This window comes from Streptomyces sp. ISL-94 (assembly GCF_018614075.1).
Lineage (GTDB): Bacteria > Actinomycetota > Actinomycetes > Streptomycetales > Streptomycetaceae > Streptomyces.
This window is the reverse complement of the sequence record NZ_JAGGOZ010000008.1, coordinates 39291-56661: the sequence shown is the minus strand read 5'-3', so window position 1 is coordinate 56661 and position 17371 is coordinate 39291. Positions and strand designations below refer to the sequence as shown.

Genomic DNA, 17371 nt, shown 5'->3' with positions numbered 1-17371 from the left:
CGCACATGCTGCTCGAAGTCCGCGACCTGCACGTGGAATTCACGACGCGCGACGGAGTCGCGAAGGCGGTCAACGGCGTCGACTACTCGGTGGACGAGGGCGAAACCCTCGCCGTGCTCGGCGAGTCCGGCTCCGGAAAGTCGGTGACCGCCCAGGCGGTGATGGGCATCCTCGACATGCCGCCCGGCCGGATCACGGGCGGCGAGATCCTGTTCAAGGGCCGCGACCTGCTGAAGATGAGGGAGGACGAGCGGCGCACGATCCGCGGGGCCGACATGGCCATGATCTTCCAGGACGCGCTCTCCTCCCTGAACCCCGTGCTGAGCGTGGGCGCGCAGCTCGGCGAGATGTACGAGGTCCACCGCGGGACGTCCCGCAAGGAAGCGAAGGCCAAGGCCGTCGAGCTGATGGACCGGGTGAAGATCCCGGCGGCCAAGCAGCGGGTGGGGGACTACCCGCACCAGTTCTCGGGCGGCATGCGCCAGCGCATCATGATCGCGATGGCGCTGGCCCTGGAACCCTCGCTGATCATCGCCGACGAGCCGACGACGGCCCTGGACGTCACCGTCCAGGCCCAGGTGATGGACCTGCTGGCCGAGCTCCAGCGGGAGCTGAACATGGGCCTCATCCTGATCACGCACGACCTGGGCGTGGTCGCCGACGTCGCGGACAAGATCGCCGTCATGTACGCGGGCCGGATCGTCGAGGCGGCCCCCGTCCACGAGATCTACAAGGCGCCCGCGCACCCGTACACCCGCGGACTGCTGGACTCCATCCCGCGGCTCGACCAGAAGGGCCAAGAGCTGTACGCCATCAAGGGCCTGCCGCCGAACCTCCTCGCCATCCCGCCCGGCTGCGCCTTCAACCCCCGCTGCCCGATGGCGCAGCCCGTCTGCCGTACGGACGTCCCGCCGCTCTACGAGGTGACCGACTCGCCGGTGCCCCGGACCAGCGCCTGCCACTTCTGGAAGGAGTGCCTCCATGCCTGAGCCCCTTCTCGAAGTGAAGGACCTGGTCAAGCACTACCCGCTGACCCGGGGCGTCGTCTTCCGCAAGCAGGTCGGCGCGGTCAAGGCCGTCGACGGGGTCTCCTTCGACCTGCGCGCCGGCGAGACGCTGGGCATCGTCGGCGAGTCCGGCTGCGGGAAGTCCACCGTGGCCAAGATGCTGGTCCACCTGGAACGGCCGACGGCGGGCGCGATCTCGTACAAGGGCGAGGACATCACCAAGCTGTCCGGGCGCGCCCTGAAGGCGGTGCGCCGCAACATCCAGATGGTGTTCCAGGATCCGTACACCTCGCTCAACCCGCGCATGACGGTCGGCGACATCATCGGGGAGCCGTACGAGATCCACCCCGAGGTCGCCCCGAAGGGCGACCGGCGGCGCAGGGTCCAGGAGTTGCTGGACGTGGTCGGGCTCAACCCCGAATACATCAACCGCTACCCGCACCAGTTCTCCGGCGGCCAGCGCCAGCGCATCGGCATCGCCCGCGGCCTGGCCCTGCGGCCCGAGGTCATCGTGGCCGACGAGCCGGTCTCCGCGCTGGACGTCTCCGTACAGGCCCAGGTGATCAACCTCCTGGCGCGGCTCCAGAACGACTTCGACCTGTCCTACGTGTTCATCGCGCACGACCTCTCGATCGTGCGGCACATCTCCGACCGGGTCGGGGTCATGTACCTGGGCCGGATCGTCGAGATCGGCTCGGACACGCAGATCTACGACCACCCCACCCACCCGTACACGCAGGCGCTGCTTTCGGCCGTGCCGGTGCCCGATCCGGAGGCCCGCGCCCACCGCGAGCGGATCATCCTCTCCGGCGACGTGCCCTCCCCGGCCAACCCGCCGTCGGGCTGCCCCTTCCGCACGCGCTGCTGGAAGGCCCAGGAGCGGTGCGTGGTGGAAGTGCCGCTGCTCGCGGTCCCGGAGGTCTTCCCGTCGGGTCCGGCGGCGCATCCCTCCGCCTGTCACTTCGCGGCGGAGAAGCAAGTGGTCCCGCAGGTGTCGCCGCCGCCGGGGCCGCCGCCCGGGGCCCCGCCGGGACCCTCGCCGACTCCGCTGACCAAGGAGTGACGGACCGATCATTTTGCGCCACCCGTGGATATGCCGCGCCAACGCCGTTTACACGGGGGCAACTTGACCGTTTCTGACCCGAGATCTCGGGCGTGCAGCTTGGATGACGTGCGGCCGTGCGGGTGCCGACAGCCGGCCGGAGGGGCGTACAGGCACTCCGGCCGGCCTCCCCGTGACCCTCTCCATGCGCGGCGTGCGCCCCTCGTGCTGCCGGATTTCGATCGATGCGCTGGCACGGATAGTTATGATCCGTAGCGCACGGTGGGTATGACTCCCGCCGAGCACGAATATGCGTACCGATATCCGCTCGACGTGGAGGTGAAACGCCGTGGCACTCTCGATCTCGGCCGTGGTGCTGCTGGCGATCATCGTATTCCTGCTGGTCCGCAAGTCGGGCCTGAAGGCGGGACACGCGGTGGTCTGTGTGCTCCTCGGTTTCTACCTGGCGAGTTCCACCGTCGCCCCGACCCTCAGCCAGCTGACCTCCAACGTGGCCAGCATGATCAGTGGGCTCAAGTTCTGAGCCCGGCCTCGTAGGCTGGGGCCCATGAACGGTCTTCCCGCCCGTCGGCTGCTCCTCGTGCACGCGCACCCGGACGACGAGTCGATCAACAACGGCGTCACCATGGCCAAGTACGCGGCCGAGGGGGCCCACGTCACCCTGGTGACCTGCACCCTCGGCGAGGAGGGGGAGGTCATCCCGCCCGGGCTCGCCCACCTGGCGGCCGACCGCGACGACGCGCTCGGCCCCCACCGGGTCGGCGAGCTCGCCGCGGCCATGGCCGAACTGGGCGTCACCGACCACCGGTTCCTCGGCGGCCCCGGCCGCTTCCGGGACTCCGGGATGATGGGCGCCCCGCAGAACGACCGCCCGGAGGCCTTCTGGTCGGCCGACGTGGACGAGGCCGCCGCGTATCTCGTGGAAGTGATCCGGGAGGTGCGCCCCCAGGTGCTCGTCACCTACGACCCCGACGGCGGCTACGGCCACCCCGACCACATCCAGGCCCACCGCGTCGCCATGCGCGCCGCCGAACTGGCCGCGGAATCCGCCTACCGGCGCGACCTCGGCGAGCCGCACGCGATCGGGAAGGTCTACTGGAACCGCGTGCCCCTCTCGGTGGTCGAGGAGGGCTTCGCCAAGCTGCGCGAGGCCGGGAACACCGCGCCCTTCCCGGGGCTGGCCTCGCCGCAGGACGTGCCCGGGGTCGTCGCCGACGAGCGGATCACGGCCGAGATCGAGGCCCCGGAGGAGTTCGTGGCGGCGAAGGCGGCCGCCATGCGGGCCCACGCCACCCAGATCGCCGTGGACGGGCCCTTCTTCGCCCTCTCCAACGACCTGGCGCAGCCGCTGTTCGCCCGCGAGTACTACGAACTCGTCGCGGGCCGCCCGGGCGCCCCGGCGGGCGAGCGCGAGCACGACCTCTTCGCGGGGGTGGCGGCGTGAGCGCGGCGCTGACACCGGGGCGGATCGCCGCCTGCCTCGGCCTGCTGGTCGCGGGCGCGCTGACCGGCGCGGCCGGCTGGCTGGTGGTGGACCTGTGGCCCCCAGGCGGCCTGGTGCTCGGGCTGCTCGCCGTCCTCGGGCTGTTCCTCGGAGGGCGGATCGCCCTCGGCGTCGGGCTCGGGGTGGGCGGGGCCGCGGCCGGCTGGTTCCTCTCCTACGTGGTGCTCGGCCTTCCGCGCCCCGAGGGGGACTTCCTGCTGAGTTCGTCCGGAATCCGTACGTATGTATACCTTTTGGGGGGAACGGTCTTCGCTGTGATGTGCGCCACGATGCACGGGCCGCCGGACCGGCCGGTTCCGGCCGCCCGGCCCGCCAAGTGACGTGGTGTCGGACCCCGTCGGAGGGCCGGTCCACAGGGGCGCGCGTGGGCCTCGCGGGGCGCTCGGACACCGTCGGGGGACGGCTATGAGGAACCGCTGATTCCCCATGGTCAGTTGCGCACGGGCGGCGGCCAGTATGGTGGACGGGCCGCCGAGCTGCCCGCGCACGGTATGACGGGCGGCGGAGCCAACCGGGAGAACCTGCCTTGAGTCGTGAAACTGACAGTTCGTCCTCCGGGCCCCAGGGGCGCGGTGGAGCCGCCTACCCCCCGGGTACGCCGCCGTATGGAACCGGCCAGTACCCGTCCACGGACGCTGCGGCGAACACCCCGGAGGAGAACGCTGTGACCTCGAAGTCGTCCACGCCCGATTCCGACGGGCCCAAGACCGAGACCACCCTGACGACCCGGATCCGGATCAACATCCCGGGTTCGCGGCCGATCCCGCCGGTGGTCGTCCGCAAGGCCATGGGCAGCAACTCGGGCCCGGCCGGTGCCGAGCCCGAGGCGCGCCCGACGGCGCCGCAGGGGCCCGACCCGACGCCCGAGGCGGCGTACGGCCCCGGGCGGGGGTCCGATCCGGCGCTCGGGCAGCGGCCGAAGCCCGTGCCGACGCGGATCCAGGCCGAGGCGGAGCCGGCCCGCGACCAGGGCGGCGCCGCGAAGGGCGAAGGGCCCGTCGGCCACTGGTTCGCCCCGCGCAAGGCGCCCGCGCCCGCCCCGGCCCCGGCGCCCACGCCGCCGCCCGCGGCTGCTCCGGCTCCGGGTATGGGGGCGGGCATGCGCGCCGGCATGGGCGCGGCCCCGGCTCCAGGTCCGGGAGGGGGCCCCGCCGGGCCTCCGGCCCCGGTTCCCGGTGCCCGGGTGGGCGGCCCGCAGCCTCCGGCTCCCGGCGCCCGGGTGGGCGGCCCGCAGCCTCCGGTTCCCGGTGCCCGGGTGGGCGGCCCGCAGCCTCCGGCCGGACCGGGCGCGGGCTTCGCGCCGCCCGTACACACCTCCGGCCCGCCGGCCCCCGACTACGGCCAGGGCTTCGCCCAGCCCCCCGCCGGCCCCGGGGCCCCGCGCCCCGGCGGCCCCGGTGTCGGCGCGACCCAGGGCTTCCCGGCGTACGGCCCCGGCCAGGACCACGCCGGCCCCGCCACCGAGGCGTTCCCCGTCTACGGCACTCCGGCCGGCGGCACCCCGACCGGCCCCGCGGGCCCCTCCGGCCCCACGGGCGGCCCCGGCTTCGGGACCGGCCCCCTCGGCGCCCCCCACCCCGACGAGGCGCCGCGCTGGCCCGGACCCGAGGTGCCCGGCCCCGGCCCGGACTCGGTGCGGCCCCCCGTGTCCGACGTGCCCGGGCCCGCGCCCGCCGCCCCCCGGCCCACGCCCGCGCAGCAGAAGGCCACCGGCAAGTCCGCCAAGAAGGGCCGCTCCAAGCTGGTCCTCCTCGGCGGCGGCCTCCTGGCCCTCCTTGGCGTGGCCTACGGCGCCGGGCTGCTCCTGAACCACTCCGACGTCCCCAAGGGCACCACCGTGCTCGACGTCGACATCAGCGGCAGCCGCGCCGAGGCCGTGACCAAGCTCCAGACGGCCTTCGGCACTCGCGCCACCGCCCCGCTCCAGCTCAGCGTCGGCGGCAAGCAGGTCGAGCTGAAGCCCGAGAAGGCCGGCCTGTCCCTGGACACCCAGACCACCGTCCGCAACGCGGCCGGCAGCGACTACAACCCGGTCACCGTCATCGGCTCCCTCCTGGGCAACGAGCGCACGGCCGACGCCGTGATGCCCGTCGACGAGGAGAAGCTCCAAGTCGCGCTCCAGGAACTCGCGGGCACCGCCGGCACGGCCACCGAGGCCACCATCACGTTCGACACCGGCAAGGCCGTGGCCGTCCCCGGCACCCCCGGCACCACCCTCGACGTGGACGCCTCCGTCGACAAGGTCACCAAGGCCTTCCGCGACATGGTCGCCACCGGCAAGCCCGCCGTCGTCGAACTGCCGGTCACCACCAAAACGCCGGCCATCGACCAGGCCGAACTGGACCGGGCCATGAAGGAGTTCGCCGAGCCCGCGATGTCCGCCAACGCCATCGTCAAGATCGGCACCAAGTCCGTGCCCTTCGGCAGCAAGACCCTGCCCAAGATCCTCAGCATGCAGGCGGTGGACGGCCACCTCGTCGAGAAGTTCGACCTCGAAGCCCTCAAGGAGGGCTACGGCAACACCTTCGACGGCATCCTGATCACCCGCGGCACCGGTGCCAAGACCGCGGTCACCCCGCAGGACGTCGCCGGCGCCCTCGGCAAGGCCCTGCGCGGCAAGACCACCGCCGAGCGGACCGTCGTCATCGACACCAACGCCGGCTGACCCCTGGCCAGTGCCCCCGCCCCGGCTGCAAGGCCCGGTGCGGGGGCACTGTCATGCCCGCCGTATGACATCCGTCATCCGCCACCCACGACGGCCGACACTGCCGCGCGAGGCCCCGTACGGGCGAGTCTTGGGCCATGACGACGACCACCGCGACACGCACCGCGCAGCCCGCCACCGACACCGTGGTGAGCTTCGAGAACGTGACCAAGAGCTACGGCACGGTCCGGGCGGTCGACGGCCTCTCCCTCGCACTCCACCCGGGCGAGACCGTCGCACTCCTCGGCCCCAACGGCGCCGGCAAGTCCTCCACCCTCGACCTCCTCCTCGGCCTGCGCCCCGCCGACTCCGGCTCCGTACGCCTCTTCGGCACCACCCCGCGCGAGGCCGTCGCCGCCGGCCGGGTCGGCGCGATGCTCCAGAGCGGCGGCCTGATGGAGGACGTGACCGTACGCGAACTCGTGGCGCTCGGCTGCTCCCTGCACCCGCGCCCGTACCCGGTGGAGGAGGTACTGGCCCGCGCCGGGGTCTCCGAGATCGCCGGCCGGATGGTCAACAAGCTCTCCGGCGGCCAGGAGCAGCGCGTCCGCTTCGCCCTCGCCACCGCCGGCCGGGGCGACCTGATCGTGCTCGACGAGCCGACCACCGGCATGGACGTCACCGCCCGCCAGGCGTTCTGGGCCACGATGCGGGAACAGGCCGCCCAGGGCCGCACGGTGCTCTTCGCCACGCACTACCTGGAGGAGGCGGACGCGATCGCCGACCGGGTGCTGGTCCTGAACAAGGGCCGGCTCCTCGCCGACGGCACCGCCGCCGAGATCAAGGCCAGGGCCGGCGCCCGGAAGATCTCCTTCGACCTGGACGGCCACGACGCCGTGGACGATCAGCTGCTCCGCGCCCTGCCCGCCCTCAGGGCCTACGAGCGGCACGGCGCGACCGTGCGGCTCCAGTCAGCCGACGCCGACGCGACCGTCCGCGCCGTGTACGCGCTCGGGCTCTACCCCCGCAACCTGGAGGTCGCAGGCCTCGGCCTGGAACAGGCCTTCATCGCCCTCACCGAGGAGGCCTCCCAGTGAACGCGCTCATCAAGCTCGAAATCACCCGCGCCCTGCGCAACAAGAAGTACCTCTTCTTCACCGTGCTCTACCCCGCCGCCCTCTTCCTGATGCTCGGCGGCACCCTCGGCGGCACCACCAAGGTCATGGGCACCGAACTGGCCATGCCCGCCTTCTACATGGTCGCCATGGCCTCCTTCGGAGCCCTGACCGCCGTCCTCATGGGAAACAGCGAGCGCATCGCCAAGGAGCGCGAGAAGGGCTGGGTCCGCCAGCTGCGACTGACCGCCCTCCCCGGTCACGGCTACGTCCTCGCCAAGACCGCCGGCGCGGGCGTCCTCTCGCTCCCGTCCATCCTGGTCGTCTTCGCGGTGGCGGCCGCCGTGAAGGACGTACGGTTCGAGGTCTGGCAGTGGCTCGCCCTCACCGGCGCGATCTGGGCCGGCAGCCTGGTCTTCGCGGCACTCGGCGTGGCCATCGGATACCTGGCGACCGGGGACAACGTCCGCCCCATCACGATGCTGTTCTACTTCGGCCTGTCGATCCTCGGCGGCCTGTGGATGCCCACGGCCAACTTCCCGCAATGGCTCCAGACCATCGCGAGCTGGCTCCCCACCCACGCCTACGCGGGCCTGGGCCAGGCCATCGAGCTGGGCGGCGCTCCGCACGCAAAGGACGTGGCGGTCCTCGCCGTGTACTTCGTACTGTTCACCGGTGCCGCCGCCTGGCTGTACCGCAAGGACTCAGTGAAGGCGTGAACCCGTGGCGTGTACGAAGGAATACGAAGACCGCGCAGACCGGGGCTTCCCCGAGATCGCCAAACGGCCGGAGAGCCGCGGCCAGAAGGTGGTGAAGGCCCTCTGGATCAGCATCTGGCTCTTCTACCTGAGCGCGCCCGTCACCGACCTGGTCAGCGGCGGACACGGCCTCGGGGCCCGGCTGCTCGGCGGCGTGGGCCTCGCGGCCTTCGTCGCCTGGTACCTGGTGCTGATCTTCCGCACCATCCCGCAGATGGCGGTCCGCCGGGTCCTGCTCTCCCTGGCGGTGCTCTCCACCCAGGCCACGGTCCTGTCGCTGAGCCTGGGCCGGGAATGGCTCGTCCTGTTCGTCTACGTGTCCATCTCCTCGGGCGTCGCGCTGCCCGGGGAGATCTCCCGGTGGACGGTCCCGGGAGCGACCGCCCTGATGACGGCCACGGCCTTCGTGGTCCCGGGCGGCGACGCCTACCTGGCGGGCCTGCTGATCCCGGCCCTGATGGGCGGCTTCGCGATGGTCGGCATCCGCGCGATGATCCGTACCACCATCGAACTGCGCGAGGCGCGGGCCACGGTGGCGCAGCTCGCCGCCAACGAGGAACGGCTGCGAATGGCGCGGGACCTGCACGACCTGCTGGGCCATTCGCTGTCGCTGATCACGCTCAAGAGCGAGCTGGCGGGCCGGATGCTGCCCGGGCAGCCGGAGGCCGCCGCCCAGCAGGTGGCGGACATCGAGCGGGTCAGCCGGCAGGCGCTGGTCGACGTACGCGAGGCGGTGAGCGGCTACCGGCGGCCCACGCTGCCCGGTGAACTCGCCGGCGCCCGGACCGCGCTGGCGGCGGCGGGCGTGGTGGCCGAGCTCCCGGCGGGGCCGGCGGACGACCTCCCGGAAGAACTCTCGGAGGAGGCGGAGTCGGCCCTGGCCTGGTCCCTGCGCGAGGCGGTCACGAACGTGGTCCGGCACAGCGGGGCGAAGCGGTGCGCGGTCACGCTGACCGGCCGGCAGACACTGGCGGGCCGTTTCGTGGAACTGACGGTGGCGGACGACGGATCCGGCGGCCCGGCCGCCCCGGCAGGCAACGGCCTGACGGGCCTGACGGAACGCCTGGAGGCGGTCGGCGGCAGCCTGTCGGCGGGCCCGGCCGGCAAGACCGGCTTCCGGCTGGTCGCCCGCATCCCCCTAGGATCGGACTCATGACGGCCGCCCCCATCCGCATCCTCCTCGCGGAGGACCAGTCGATGGTCCGCGAGGCCCTCGCCGCGCTCCTCGGCCTCGAGCCGGACATCGAGGTCCTGGCGCAAGTCGCCCGCGGCGACGAGGTGGTGGAGGCGGCCCGCGCCCACGACGTGAACGTCGCGCTGCTGGACATCGAGATGCCGGGCCTGACGGGCATAGAGGCGGCGGCGGCCCTCCGCTCGGCCCTCCCGGAGATCCGGATCGTCATCCTGACCACCTTCGGCCGACCCGGGTACCTGCGGGGCGCGATGGAGGCGGGCGCCTCGGCCTTCCTGGTCAAGGACGCCCCGGCCGCGCAGCTGGCGGACGCGGTCCGCAAGGTCCTGGCGGGGGAGCGGGTCATCGACCCCACCCTGGCGGCGGCGGCCCTGGCGGAGGGCGCGAATCCGCTGACCGACCGCGAACGGGAGGTCCTGCGGGCCGCGGAGTCCGGGGCCACCAACGCCGAACTGGCGCAGCGGCTCCACCTCTCCCCGGGCACGGTCCGCAACTACCTCTCGACGGCGATCCAGAAACTGGCGGCCCGCAACCGCACCGAAGCGATCCGCACGGCCCGCAACAAGGGCTGGCTCTAGCCTCGCCGTTTCACTTGGGTACGGCTGGCTTTGGGGGCGGAAACGCGAAAGTGCCCTTCCTGACCTGGGACGATGAACCTTGCTGAGGGGTTCTGTCGGTCCAGGCGGAGGGCACTTTCTACGTGCAGGCTATCGGGTTGCGTCCCAAGGTCCATGTCAGTGCCGATGGGTCGGGGGTGCTCGGGCATGCAGGGGCACGGTTGCTGGCGGATCTCGCTGATGCCACCGGGCTGACCGCCGCGTACTCCGCCGCTCTCAGGCCGCTTCGGCCGCGCGGGACCGGGCATGATCCGGGCCGGGTCGCCACCGATCTCGCGGTGATGCTCGCCGACGGCGGTGAGGCGATCGCGGATCTGGCCGTGCTGCGGGACCAGGGCGAGGTGTTCGGCCCGGTCGCCTCCACGCCCACGGCTTGGCGGTTGCTCGCCGACACCGACGAGGCTGCACTCGCTTCGCTGCGAGCAGCCCGCGCTTCAGCCCGGGAAGTCGCCTGGATACAGGCCGCCGAGACCGGCGAGGGCGTAACCTGCTGCTCGGGCCGGCCGACGAGAACTTCCCGGCCTGGTCCTGGACCTCGACGCCACGCTGGTCACCTGCCACTCCGAGAAAGAGCAGGCCGCCCCGACCTATAAGGGCGGCTTGGCTTCCATCCGCTGCTGTGTTTCCTCGCGAACACCGGCGAGGCCATGTCGGGGCGGCTACGGCCCGGCAACTCCGGAGCCAACACTGCAGCCGATCACATTGCGGTGTTCGCCCAGGCGCTCGCGCAGATCCCCGACGCTCACCGGCACGGCACCGACATCCTGGTCCGTGCCGACAGTGCCGGATCCGCGAAAGCCTTCCTCTCGCACGTCCGCGACGTGCGGAAACGAGGAATCCGTACCTTCTTCTCGGTCGGATACGCCATCACCGAGCCGGTCCGCCGCGCTGTCCGGACCATGCCCGACCGCCTCTGGCATCCCGCCCTGGACCAGGACGGCACTCTGCGAGGTGGCGCCGAGGTCGCCGAGCTGACCGGGATGGTCGACCTGGACGGCTACCCGGCCGGCACCCGCATCATCGTGCGCCGGGAGCGGCCGCACCCCGGAGCCCAGCTATCCCTGTTCGACCAGGACGAGGGCCTGCGCCACCAGGTGTTCCTCACCGACACCCCGTACTCCGGAGGCGGCTCGGCCCAGTTCCTGGAGGTCCGCCACCGCGGGCATGCCACCGTCGAGGACCACATCCGGTGCGGCAAGACCACCGGCTTCGGCCGCTTCCCCTCCCGCAACTTCCACGTCAACGCCGTCTGGTTCGAACTCAGCCTCGCGGCGATCGATCTGCTGGCCTGGATGCGCGTCCTGCTGCTGGATGGGGAGCTGACCGCTGCCGAGCCGAAGAAGCTCCGCTACCGGCTGCTGCACGTCGCCGCCCGTCTCACCCGCGGCGGCCGACGCCTGCGCTTGCGGATATAAAAGACCTGGCCCTGGAGACACGAACTCGCAACGGCCTTCCATCGCCTCGCCGCACTGCCCAGACCCGCCGGCTGACCGGCAAGACCCCGCCCGCCCACGACCTGAAGGACCCCGGAGAACCCGACCACCGCGCCGGGACTCCGCCCTACCCAATTACCGAAATCACGTCGGCCACCCGACAGTTGGTGACCAGCGACGCCGCCTCATCCCAACCGAAACGCCGAGGCTAGACGACATCGAGCGTCGGGCGGTCTATCTCTCGGAGGGGCTGGGGCATGGCTTCTGCGCGCTCACCGACGACGCGACCCTGAGGTACCTGTGCTCGACGACGTACCGACCGACGCGCCGCTGCTCTCCGCCAGGGACGCGGCGGCACCATCGTGGGCCGAGGTGGATGCTGCCGTCGTACGACGCATGCCTGGCGTACCGCACCTCCGTCCTGTCGTTCAGCCCCGGACAGGCCCCAGAAGCGAAGGCTGAGCAGCCCGCATGCAGGCCCGTGCGCCAATTGAATGAAGCGCAGCGACATTCGCTGTCAACGTCAACCGTCGGCGCCGCAGGTACTAAATCATCGGTTGCCGCTGTGAAATCGGGGCTCAGGGACACGTACGAGCAGGTCGGCGGGTACGACGCCACACGCATGGTGTTGGACGACCAGGACTTGATGTGCCGTCTCTTCCTGGCCGGTGACTTCCACCGCATCCCCCGATGCCTGTACATGCAACGCATGCATCCCGACAACACCCAACGCGACACCGAGATCAACGCACACATCCAGCGCGAGACCGTCGCCCTCTATGACAAGTACATCGAGCCCAGCGCGCTCGCCTGGACCAAGCGGCGCGGGCTGCTCGCGCTGGACCTCGGCGCTGCGCACCGCAAGCCGCCCGGCTACCTGGGAGTGGATCAGTACGCAAGGGACGGCGTCGACATTGTTGCGACGCTGCCCGCGCCCCTGGACCTCCCGGACGACTCGGTCGGTCTGCTCAGGGCGGTGGACTTCCTGGAGCACGTGCCCGCGAAGGTTCCACTGATCAATGAGCTGTACCGCCTGCTGGCACCGGGCGGCATGCTCCTCACCCTCACTCCCAGCTCCGACGGCCGGGGAGCCTACCAAGACCCGACACATGTCGCCTACTACAACGAGAACTCGTTCTGGTACTACACCGACAACCAGTACCGCGCCTTCGTACCGGAGATCCAGGCCCGATTCCAGAACTCACGGTTGGTCACCTACTTCCCGACCGACTGGCACTCCAGGAACCAGATCTCCTATGTGCAGGCCAATCTGATCGCGATGAAGGACGGCGCCGAACGCTGCGGCGGTCCATTGCTGGTGTGACGCCCTGGGCGACGAGGTGCGTGCATGGAACGCGGTCACCCTCCGGACTCGTCCGCGTGATCGCTGACGAACCGAAGGGTGACCGCTGTCTGGATGTGGGTGCTACGTCTCCTGGTGGGATGTGCCGGTTTGATGTCAGTCTGACCGAGCAGTACCAGGAGGCCCTGTTGTCACATGTGTACGCGGTTGCGCCTGTCGACTTCAACTCGGCTGCCCGGTCGTGCGATTGCCTCGCGCACGTGTACGGGAAGGCTGCCGATTGTCAATCCCCTCCGAACGTGGAGGCCTTCCTATGCAGCCAGTTCCTCGGTGAGGCTGGCCTTGCGGTCGAGTTCGTAGTCGATCGGGCTCTTCCAGCCGCACACGCTGTGTAGCCGTCTTGCGTTGTAGAAGTCGGTGATCCAGGTCGCGATCCTGATTGCCCGGCGCAGGCCCGGATTGCCCCCGTCCGGCCGGTGTCCCCGGCCCGTGCCGCACAGGGCAGACGGCAGCGGCCACATCCAGCCCCGCCGGCGTTTGAGGCGCCGGTCCGGGCGGAGCCCGGGAGCCCCCGCGCAGGGGTACTCCTGGCCCAGCCAGCCGCACTGGGCGGACGGCAACAGCCACTTCCGGCCCCGCCGGAGTGTGAGGCGCGGGTCCGACGGGAGCCCGGGGGCCTCAGTTCAGCAGCGCACGCGCAGAGGCGGCTTCGGCGCGGATTCGGGCTGCCGTAGCGGAGTCCACCGCGTCCACGACGGCCGCGTACGCGTCGAGTTCCGCAGCCCCCTCCTGGAAGGAGCCCCGCTCCACCAGCAGCCGCGCCCGCTCGTACCGCAGCGACGCCGGATGCGACGGCAGCAGCAGCGACAGGTCCAGCGCCCACAGCGCCACCCCCGACTGCTCCGGCCGAGCCGAGGCCCACGCACGGACGTTGTTCAGGATCCGCAGCACGATGTCCAGCGTCCGCGCAGGCGTGCGCGGCGCCGCCGCCAGTTCCGCCGGTCCCGCCCCCAAAGACCCACCGCCCGCGAACGGGTCCACCACCACGCCCTCCTCCGGGTCCCCGAAGCCCACCACGAAGTGCCCCGGCAGCCCCAGCCCGTACACCGGCGCACCCGCCCGCCGGGCGACCTCCAGCCAGACGACCGAGAGGAGGATCGGCAGGCCGCGCCGCCGCCGCAGCACCTCGTGCAGCAGCGAGGACGACAGCCGGTCGTAGTCCGCCGGGGTGCCGTGGAAGCCGAGCTCCCCGCCCAGCAGCCGCGTCACCGCCGAGGCCCACGCCCGCCCGCCCCGCAGCCCGTACGGAAGCATCCCGGCCAGCCGGTCCAGCTCGATCTGCGCCCAGTCCAGCACGCGCTCGTCCAGCTCCGGGTCCGCCTCCATCGCCAGCAGCAGGCACAGCAGCGACAGGTCCGGCCGTTCCGAGCGGGCCTCCGCCGCGAACCGCTCCCGCGAGGGCGAGGTCACCGCGCCGCCCGGTAGTGGTGGTAGGCGTGGTGCGTCGCGAAGCCCAGCCCGTCGTACAGGCCCCGCGCCTGCGCGTTGTCCGTCTCCACCTGGAGCCACGCTGCCGAGGCGCCCTCCTCCAGCGCCCGCCGCGCCAGCGCCGCCATCACCGCCGTCGCCAGCCCCTCCCGCCGGTGTGCCGGATCGACCGTCACCGCCGCGAAGCCGGCCCACCGGCCGTCCACCACGCACCGGCCGATCGCCCGGCCGCCGGCCAGCGACGCGAACCACACCGACGGCCCGGCCACCAGCATCCGCCGGGCCAGATCCGGGTCGGTGACCTTTCCGTAGCGCCCCAGCCACTCCTCGTCCGGGGTACGGGTCAGACGTGCGGCCTCGGCCGCCGGCGCGTCCACGTCGCCCACCGGCGCCAGCGCCCCGATCCGTACTTCCGCCGACACCTCGGCCGCCCAGCCGCGCCGCTCCAGCTCCGCGATCAGCAGCTCCTGGGTGCCGACGGCCCCCGTCGCGGCCTGCACATAGGCCGGAAGATCTCGTTCCGCGTACCAGGAGGTCACTCGCGCGAGTGCATCGTCCAGCGGTATCCCGGGCTCGCCGAGCGGCAGCACCGAATTGGCCCGCCGGGTGAAACCGGCGGCCGCCCGCAGCGTCCACTCGCCGAGCCGCTCGCTCTCCAGCGGCTGCCAGGACCGAGCCGCGACCCGCGCCAGCTCCTCGAAGGAGGCCGTGGGACCCCGCCGACGGGCCGGCGCCGGGGGCACGACCTTGCCCGCCACCAGCGCGGATTCCGCGATGTGGACGGACGCGCCGTTCTTTTGTGTGATCAGCAGCACACCCTCGGTCCAGGATGTGAGAACCCCTACGGTGTCCGTGAACGCGGGTGTCCCGCCCGGCCCCTGCTCGACCCGTCGTACGGAGACGCGCTTACCCACGTCAGCTGGGGTAATACGGACCTCCAGCAGTCCACCGGCAGTGATTTCCACAGCTCTGTCCGCCCCTCCTGTTCGGATCGTGCCCGGGAACGGAGATACTAGAGGCGGGCATCGACGACGCCGCGCTCCCGCGCGATATGGAAAGCCCTACCGAGGAGGAACGAGAGCGTGACCTACGTCATCGCGGAGCCTTGTGTCGACGTCAAGGACAAGGCATGCATCGAAGAGTGCCCCGTCGACTGCATCTACGAGGGCCAGCGGTCCTTGTACATCCACCCGGACGAGTGCGTCGACTGTGGTGCCTGTGAGCCGGTCTGCCCGGTCGAGGCCATCTTCTACGAGGACGACACTCCGGAAGAGTGGAAGGACTACTACAAGGCGAATGTGGAGTTCTTCGATGAGCTCGGTTCGCCCGGTGGCGCTTCCAAGCTCGGCCTGATCGAGCGCGATCACCCCTTCATCGCTGCGCTGCCCGCCGGCATCAACGGCGAGCACTGACCTTTCAGGCAGACGCGCCCCTCGGTCCCGTACGGCCTTCCCGCCGCACGGGACCGAGGCGTTTTCCGACCCCCGCACCCCGCACCCAGCACCCAGAGAGAGCAGAGACCACCGTGGCCGCAGTATCCGACCGTCTTCCCGCCTTCCCCTGGGACAAGCTGGAGCCGTACAAGGCGACGGCGGCGGCCCACGCGGACGGCATCGTCGACCTGTCGGTCGGCACGCCCGTGGACCCGGTGCCGCAGCTGATCCAGCGCGCCCTGGTCGGGGCCGCCGACTCCCCGGGCTACCCGACGGTGTGGGGCACGGCCGCCCTGCGCGACGCGATCACGGGCTGGCTACGCGGCCGCCTCGGCGCGAGCGCCGCCGAGCACCGCAACGTCCTGCCGGTGGTCGGCTCCAAGGAGCTGGTGGCCTGGCTGCCGACCCAGCTGGGCCTGGGCGCCGGGGACAAGGTGGCCTACCCCCGGCTCGCCTACCCGACGTACGAGGTCGGCGCGCGGCTGTGCGGCGCCGAGGCCGTCGTCTACGACGACCCCACCGATCTCGACCCGGCCGGCGTGAAGCTGCTGTGGCTCAACTCCCCCTCCAACCCCACCGGAAAGGTCATCCCGAAGGAAGACCTGATCCGGATCGTGGCCTGGGCGCGCGAGCACGGGGTCCTGCTCTTCAGCGACGAGTGCTACCTGGAGCTGGGCTGGGAGGCCGAACCCGTCTCCGTCCTCCACGACGACGTCTGCGGGGGTTCGTACGAGGGCATCGTCGCCGTCCACTCCCTCTCCAAGCGGTCCAACCTGGCCGGCTACCGCGCGGCCTTCATCGCCGGTGACGCGGACGTGCTCGGCGAGCTGCTGGAGATCCGCAAGCACGGCGGCATGATGACCCCCGCCCCCGTGCAGGCGGCCACGGTCGCCGCGCTCGGCGACGACGCGCACGTCGAGGAGCAGCGCGCCCGCTACGCCGCCCGCCGCACGGCGCTGCGCACGGCCCTGGAGTCGCACGGCTTCCGCGTCGAGCACAGCGAGGCCAGCCTCTACCTGTGGGTGACCCGCGACGAGCCCTGCTGGGACACGGTCGCCCACCTCGCGGGGCTGGGCATCCTGGTCGCGCCGGGCGACTTCTACGGCGAGGCGGGCGCGCGGTTCGTGCGCGTGGCCTTCACCGCCACCGACGAGCGGGTCGAGGCAGCCGTCAAGCGCCTCGGCTGACCGTCCGAACAGCCCGAAGGGGCCGGGAGTTCGCGCTCCCGGCCCCTTCGGCGTCTTCCCGCAGGGCTCCACGGCCCTGCGGTCAACGGCTTACGGCTCTACGGCTCTACGGCTCTACGGCTCTACGGCTCTGCGGCTCTGCGGTGATCAGCCGTCGAGCGGCAGGCCACCCGGCAGACCGCCCGGCAGACCGCCCGGCAGACCGCCCGGCAGGCCGTCACCCAGGGAGGGCAGCGTGCTCACCGGCAGATCCTGGGTGGCGGGCAGGCCGCCCAGCAGTCCGCCCGCGGTGCCGGCCACGTCGGCGGCGGGAGCGGCCGCCGGAACGGCCTCGACGGCGCTGCTCGCGGTGTCCGTGGCCACGTTCGTCGCGGCCGTGGCTGCCGCGGCGTCGGGGGCGTCCGCGGCGCTGGCCGCGCCGGCCGCACCGACCACGGGCGCTGCCCCGGCTGCGAGGAGCAGCGCGGCACGGGCGATCCGACGGGTCAGGGGGAGGGACATGTTGCTCCTAAGCGGTAGCGGCTGAGTACGCCGTGTACAACCGCTCGGGGGGCGGGTGGAGTTGCGGAGCCGGTAGGTAAAGGATCGGTAACGCATCTTTTAATCGGCTTCCGCGACAAGCGCATT

The 17371-nt window shown here is 71.8% G+C and carries 17 protein-coding genes and 2 pseudogenes; 15 read left to right on the top strand and 4 right to left on the bottom strand.

Annotation, left to right across the window (positions count from 1 at the left end; translation table 11 throughout):
* Window positions 1–5: 5 nt before the first annotated feature.
* From J7E94_RS02490 to J7E94_RS34115, 13 genes and pseudogenes are all read left to right on the top strand, one after another.
* A complete protein-coding gene (locus J7E94_RS02490) occupies window positions 6–989 on the top strand; it encodes an ABC transporter ATP-binding protein (RefSeq protein ID WP_215011898.1) in 984 nt (327 codons plus the stop codon).
* Window positions 982–2070 carry an ABC transporter ATP-binding protein gene (locus J7E94_RS02485; RefSeq protein ID WP_215011897.1) on the top strand — a complete coding sequence of 363 codons (1089 nt, stop codon included), beginning with the start codon at window positions 982–984 and terminating at the stop codon, window positions 2068–2070. The genes J7E94_RS02490 and J7E94_RS02485 overlap by 8 nt, the downstream gene beginning before the upstream one ends.
* A gap of 328 nt (window positions 2071–2398) precedes the next feature.
* Complete coding sequence (locus J7E94_RS02480) at window positions 2399–2593, top strand: hypothetical protein (protein WP_215011896.1); 195 nt, start codon at window positions 2399–2401, stop codon at window positions 2591–2593.
* A gap of 24 nt (window positions 2594–2617) precedes the next feature.
* Window positions 2618–3514, top strand: a complete 897-nt coding sequence (gene mshB / locus J7E94_RS02475; RefSeq protein WP_215011895.1) for an N-acetyl-1-D-myo-inositol-2-amino-2-deoxy-alpha-D-glucopyranoside deacetylase — start codon at window positions 2618–2620, stop codon at window positions 3512–3514.
* Window positions 3511–3894 carry a DUF6113 family protein gene (locus J7E94_RS02470; protein ID WP_215011893.1) on the top strand — a complete coding sequence of 128 codons (384 nt, stop codon included), beginning with the start codon at window positions 3511–3513 and terminating at the stop codon, window positions 3892–3894. Before mshB ends, J7E94_RS02470 begins: the two co-directional genes overlap by 4 nt.
* A 344-nt stretch (window positions 3895–4238) precedes the next feature.
* Window positions 4239–6239 (top strand): peptidoglycan binding domain-containing protein, encoded by a 2001-nt coding sequence (locus tag J7E94_RS02465; protein WP_308344423.1) that lies wholly within the window; start codon window positions 4239–4241, stop codon window positions 6237–6239.
* 137 nt (window positions 6240–6376) lie between these two features.
* Window positions 6377–7315: an ABC transporter ATP-binding protein gene (locus J7E94_RS02460; RefSeq protein WP_215011890.1), complete on the top strand. Its 939-nt coding sequence runs from the start codon at window positions 6377–6379 to the stop codon at window positions 7313–7315.
* On the top strand, window positions 7312–8052 hold the full coding sequence (locus J7E94_RS02455; protein ID WP_215011889.1) for an ABC transporter permease: 741 nt from the start codon (window positions 7312–7314) through the stop codon (window positions 8050–8052). Before J7E94_RS02460 ends, J7E94_RS02455 begins: the two co-directional genes overlap by 4 nt.
* Before the next feature lie 4 nt (window positions 8053–8056).
* A complete protein-coding gene (locus J7E94_RS02450) occupies window positions 8057–9247 on the top strand; it encodes a histidine kinase (RefSeq protein ID WP_308344422.1) in 1191 nt (396 codons plus the stop codon).
* Window positions 9244–9861, top strand: a complete 618-nt coding sequence (locus J7E94_RS02445; RefSeq protein ID WP_215011888.1) for a response regulator transcription factor — start codon at window positions 9244–9246, stop codon at window positions 9859–9861. Before J7E94_RS02450 ends, J7E94_RS02445 begins: the two co-directional genes overlap by 4 nt.
* A gap of 92 nt (window positions 9862–9953) precedes the next feature.
* Window positions 9954–11390 (top strand): annotated as a pseudogene (locus J7E94_RS02440) (IS1380 family transposase).
* Window positions 11356–11604: pseudogene (locus tag J7E94_RS35570) on the top strand (hypothetical protein); the annotation flags it as partial. The pseudogenes J7E94_RS02440 and J7E94_RS35570, both read left to right, overlap by 35 nt.
* A 105-nt stretch (window positions 11605–11709) precedes the next feature.
* Window positions 11710–12657 (top strand): class I SAM-dependent methyltransferase, encoded by a 948-nt coding sequence (locus J7E94_RS34115; RefSeq protein WP_251056010.1) that lies wholly within the window; start codon window positions 11710–11712, stop codon window positions 12655–12657.
* 290 nt (window positions 12658–12947) lie between these two features.
* Here the strand turns inward: J7E94_RS34115 and J7E94_RS02430 are convergent, their stop codons facing one another.
* From J7E94_RS02430 to J7E94_RS02420, 3 genes are read right to left on the bottom strand one after another with little or no spacing between them, the layout of a single operon-like run.
* Window positions 12948–13256: a hypothetical protein gene (locus J7E94_RS02430; RefSeq protein ID WP_215011944.1), complete on the bottom strand. Its 309-nt coding sequence runs from the start codon at window positions 13254–13256 to the stop codon at window positions 12948–12950.
* 58 nt (window positions 13257–13314) lie between these two features.
* Entirely contained in the window at window positions 13315–14106 is a 792-nt protein-coding gene (locus J7E94_RS02425; protein WP_308344419.1) for a transglutaminase-like domain-containing protein, read from the bottom strand.
* A complete protein-coding gene (locus J7E94_RS02420; RefSeq protein ID WP_215011886.1) occupies window positions 14103–15089 on the bottom strand; it encodes a GNAT family N-acetyltransferase in 987 nt (328 codons plus the stop codon). The genes J7E94_RS02425 and J7E94_RS02420 overlap by 4 nt, the downstream gene beginning before the upstream one ends.
* A 117-nt stretch (window positions 15090–15206) precedes the next feature.
* On the opposite strand from J7E94_RS02420, the gene fdxA reads away from it, so the two are divergent.
* Window positions 15207–15536, top strand: coding sequence for a ferredoxin (gene fdxA / locus J7E94_RS02415; protein WP_030713714.1), 330 nt, complete (start codon window positions 15207–15209; stop codon window positions 15534–15536).
* Window positions 15537–15649: 113 nt separating this feature from the next.
* On the top strand, window positions 15650–16744 hold the full coding sequence (gene dapC, locus J7E94_RS02410) for a succinyldiaminopimelate transaminase (RefSeq protein ID WP_215011884.1): 1095 nt from the start codon (window positions 15650–15652) through the stop codon (window positions 16742–16744).
* Between the two features lie 147 nt (window positions 16745–16891).
* Here the strand turns inward: dapC and J7E94_RS02405 are convergent, their stop codons facing one another.
* A complete protein-coding gene (locus J7E94_RS02405) occupies window positions 16892–17245 on the bottom strand; it encodes a hypothetical protein (protein WP_215011882.1) in 354 nt (117 codons plus the stop codon).
* Window positions 17246–17371 lie beyond the last annotated feature (126 nt).

Excerpts from the sequence above, each read along its gene's own strand:
- J7E94_RS02490 (WP_215011898.1), top strand. The coding sequence starts at position 6 with ATGCTGCTCGAAGTCCGCGACCTGCACGTGGAATTCACGACGCGCGAC.
- J7E94_RS02485 (WP_215011897.1), top strand. The coding sequence starts at position 982 with ATGCCTGAGCCCCTTCTCGAAGTGAAGGACCTGGTCAAGCACTACCCG.
- mshB (WP_215011895.1), top strand. The coding sequence starts at position 2,618 with ATGAACGGTCTTCCCGCCCGTCGGCTGCTCCTCGTGCACGCGCACCCG.
- J7E94_RS02460 (WP_215011890.1), top strand. The coding sequence starts at position 6,377 with ATGACGACGACCACCGCGACACGCACCGCGCAGCCCGCCACCGACACC.
- J7E94_RS02445 (WP_215011888.1), top strand. The coding sequence starts at position 9,244 with ATGACGGCCGCCCCCATCCGCATCCTCCTCGCGGAGGACCAGTCGATG.
- J7E94_RS34115 (WP_251056010.1), top strand. The coding sequence starts at position 11,710 with ATGCTGCCGTCGTACGACGCATGCCTGGCGTACCGCACCTCCGTCCTG.
- J7E94_RS02405 (WP_215011882.1), bottom strand. The coding sequence starts at position 17,245 with ATGTCCCTCCCCCTGACCCGTCGGATCGCCCGTGCCGCGCTGCTCCTC.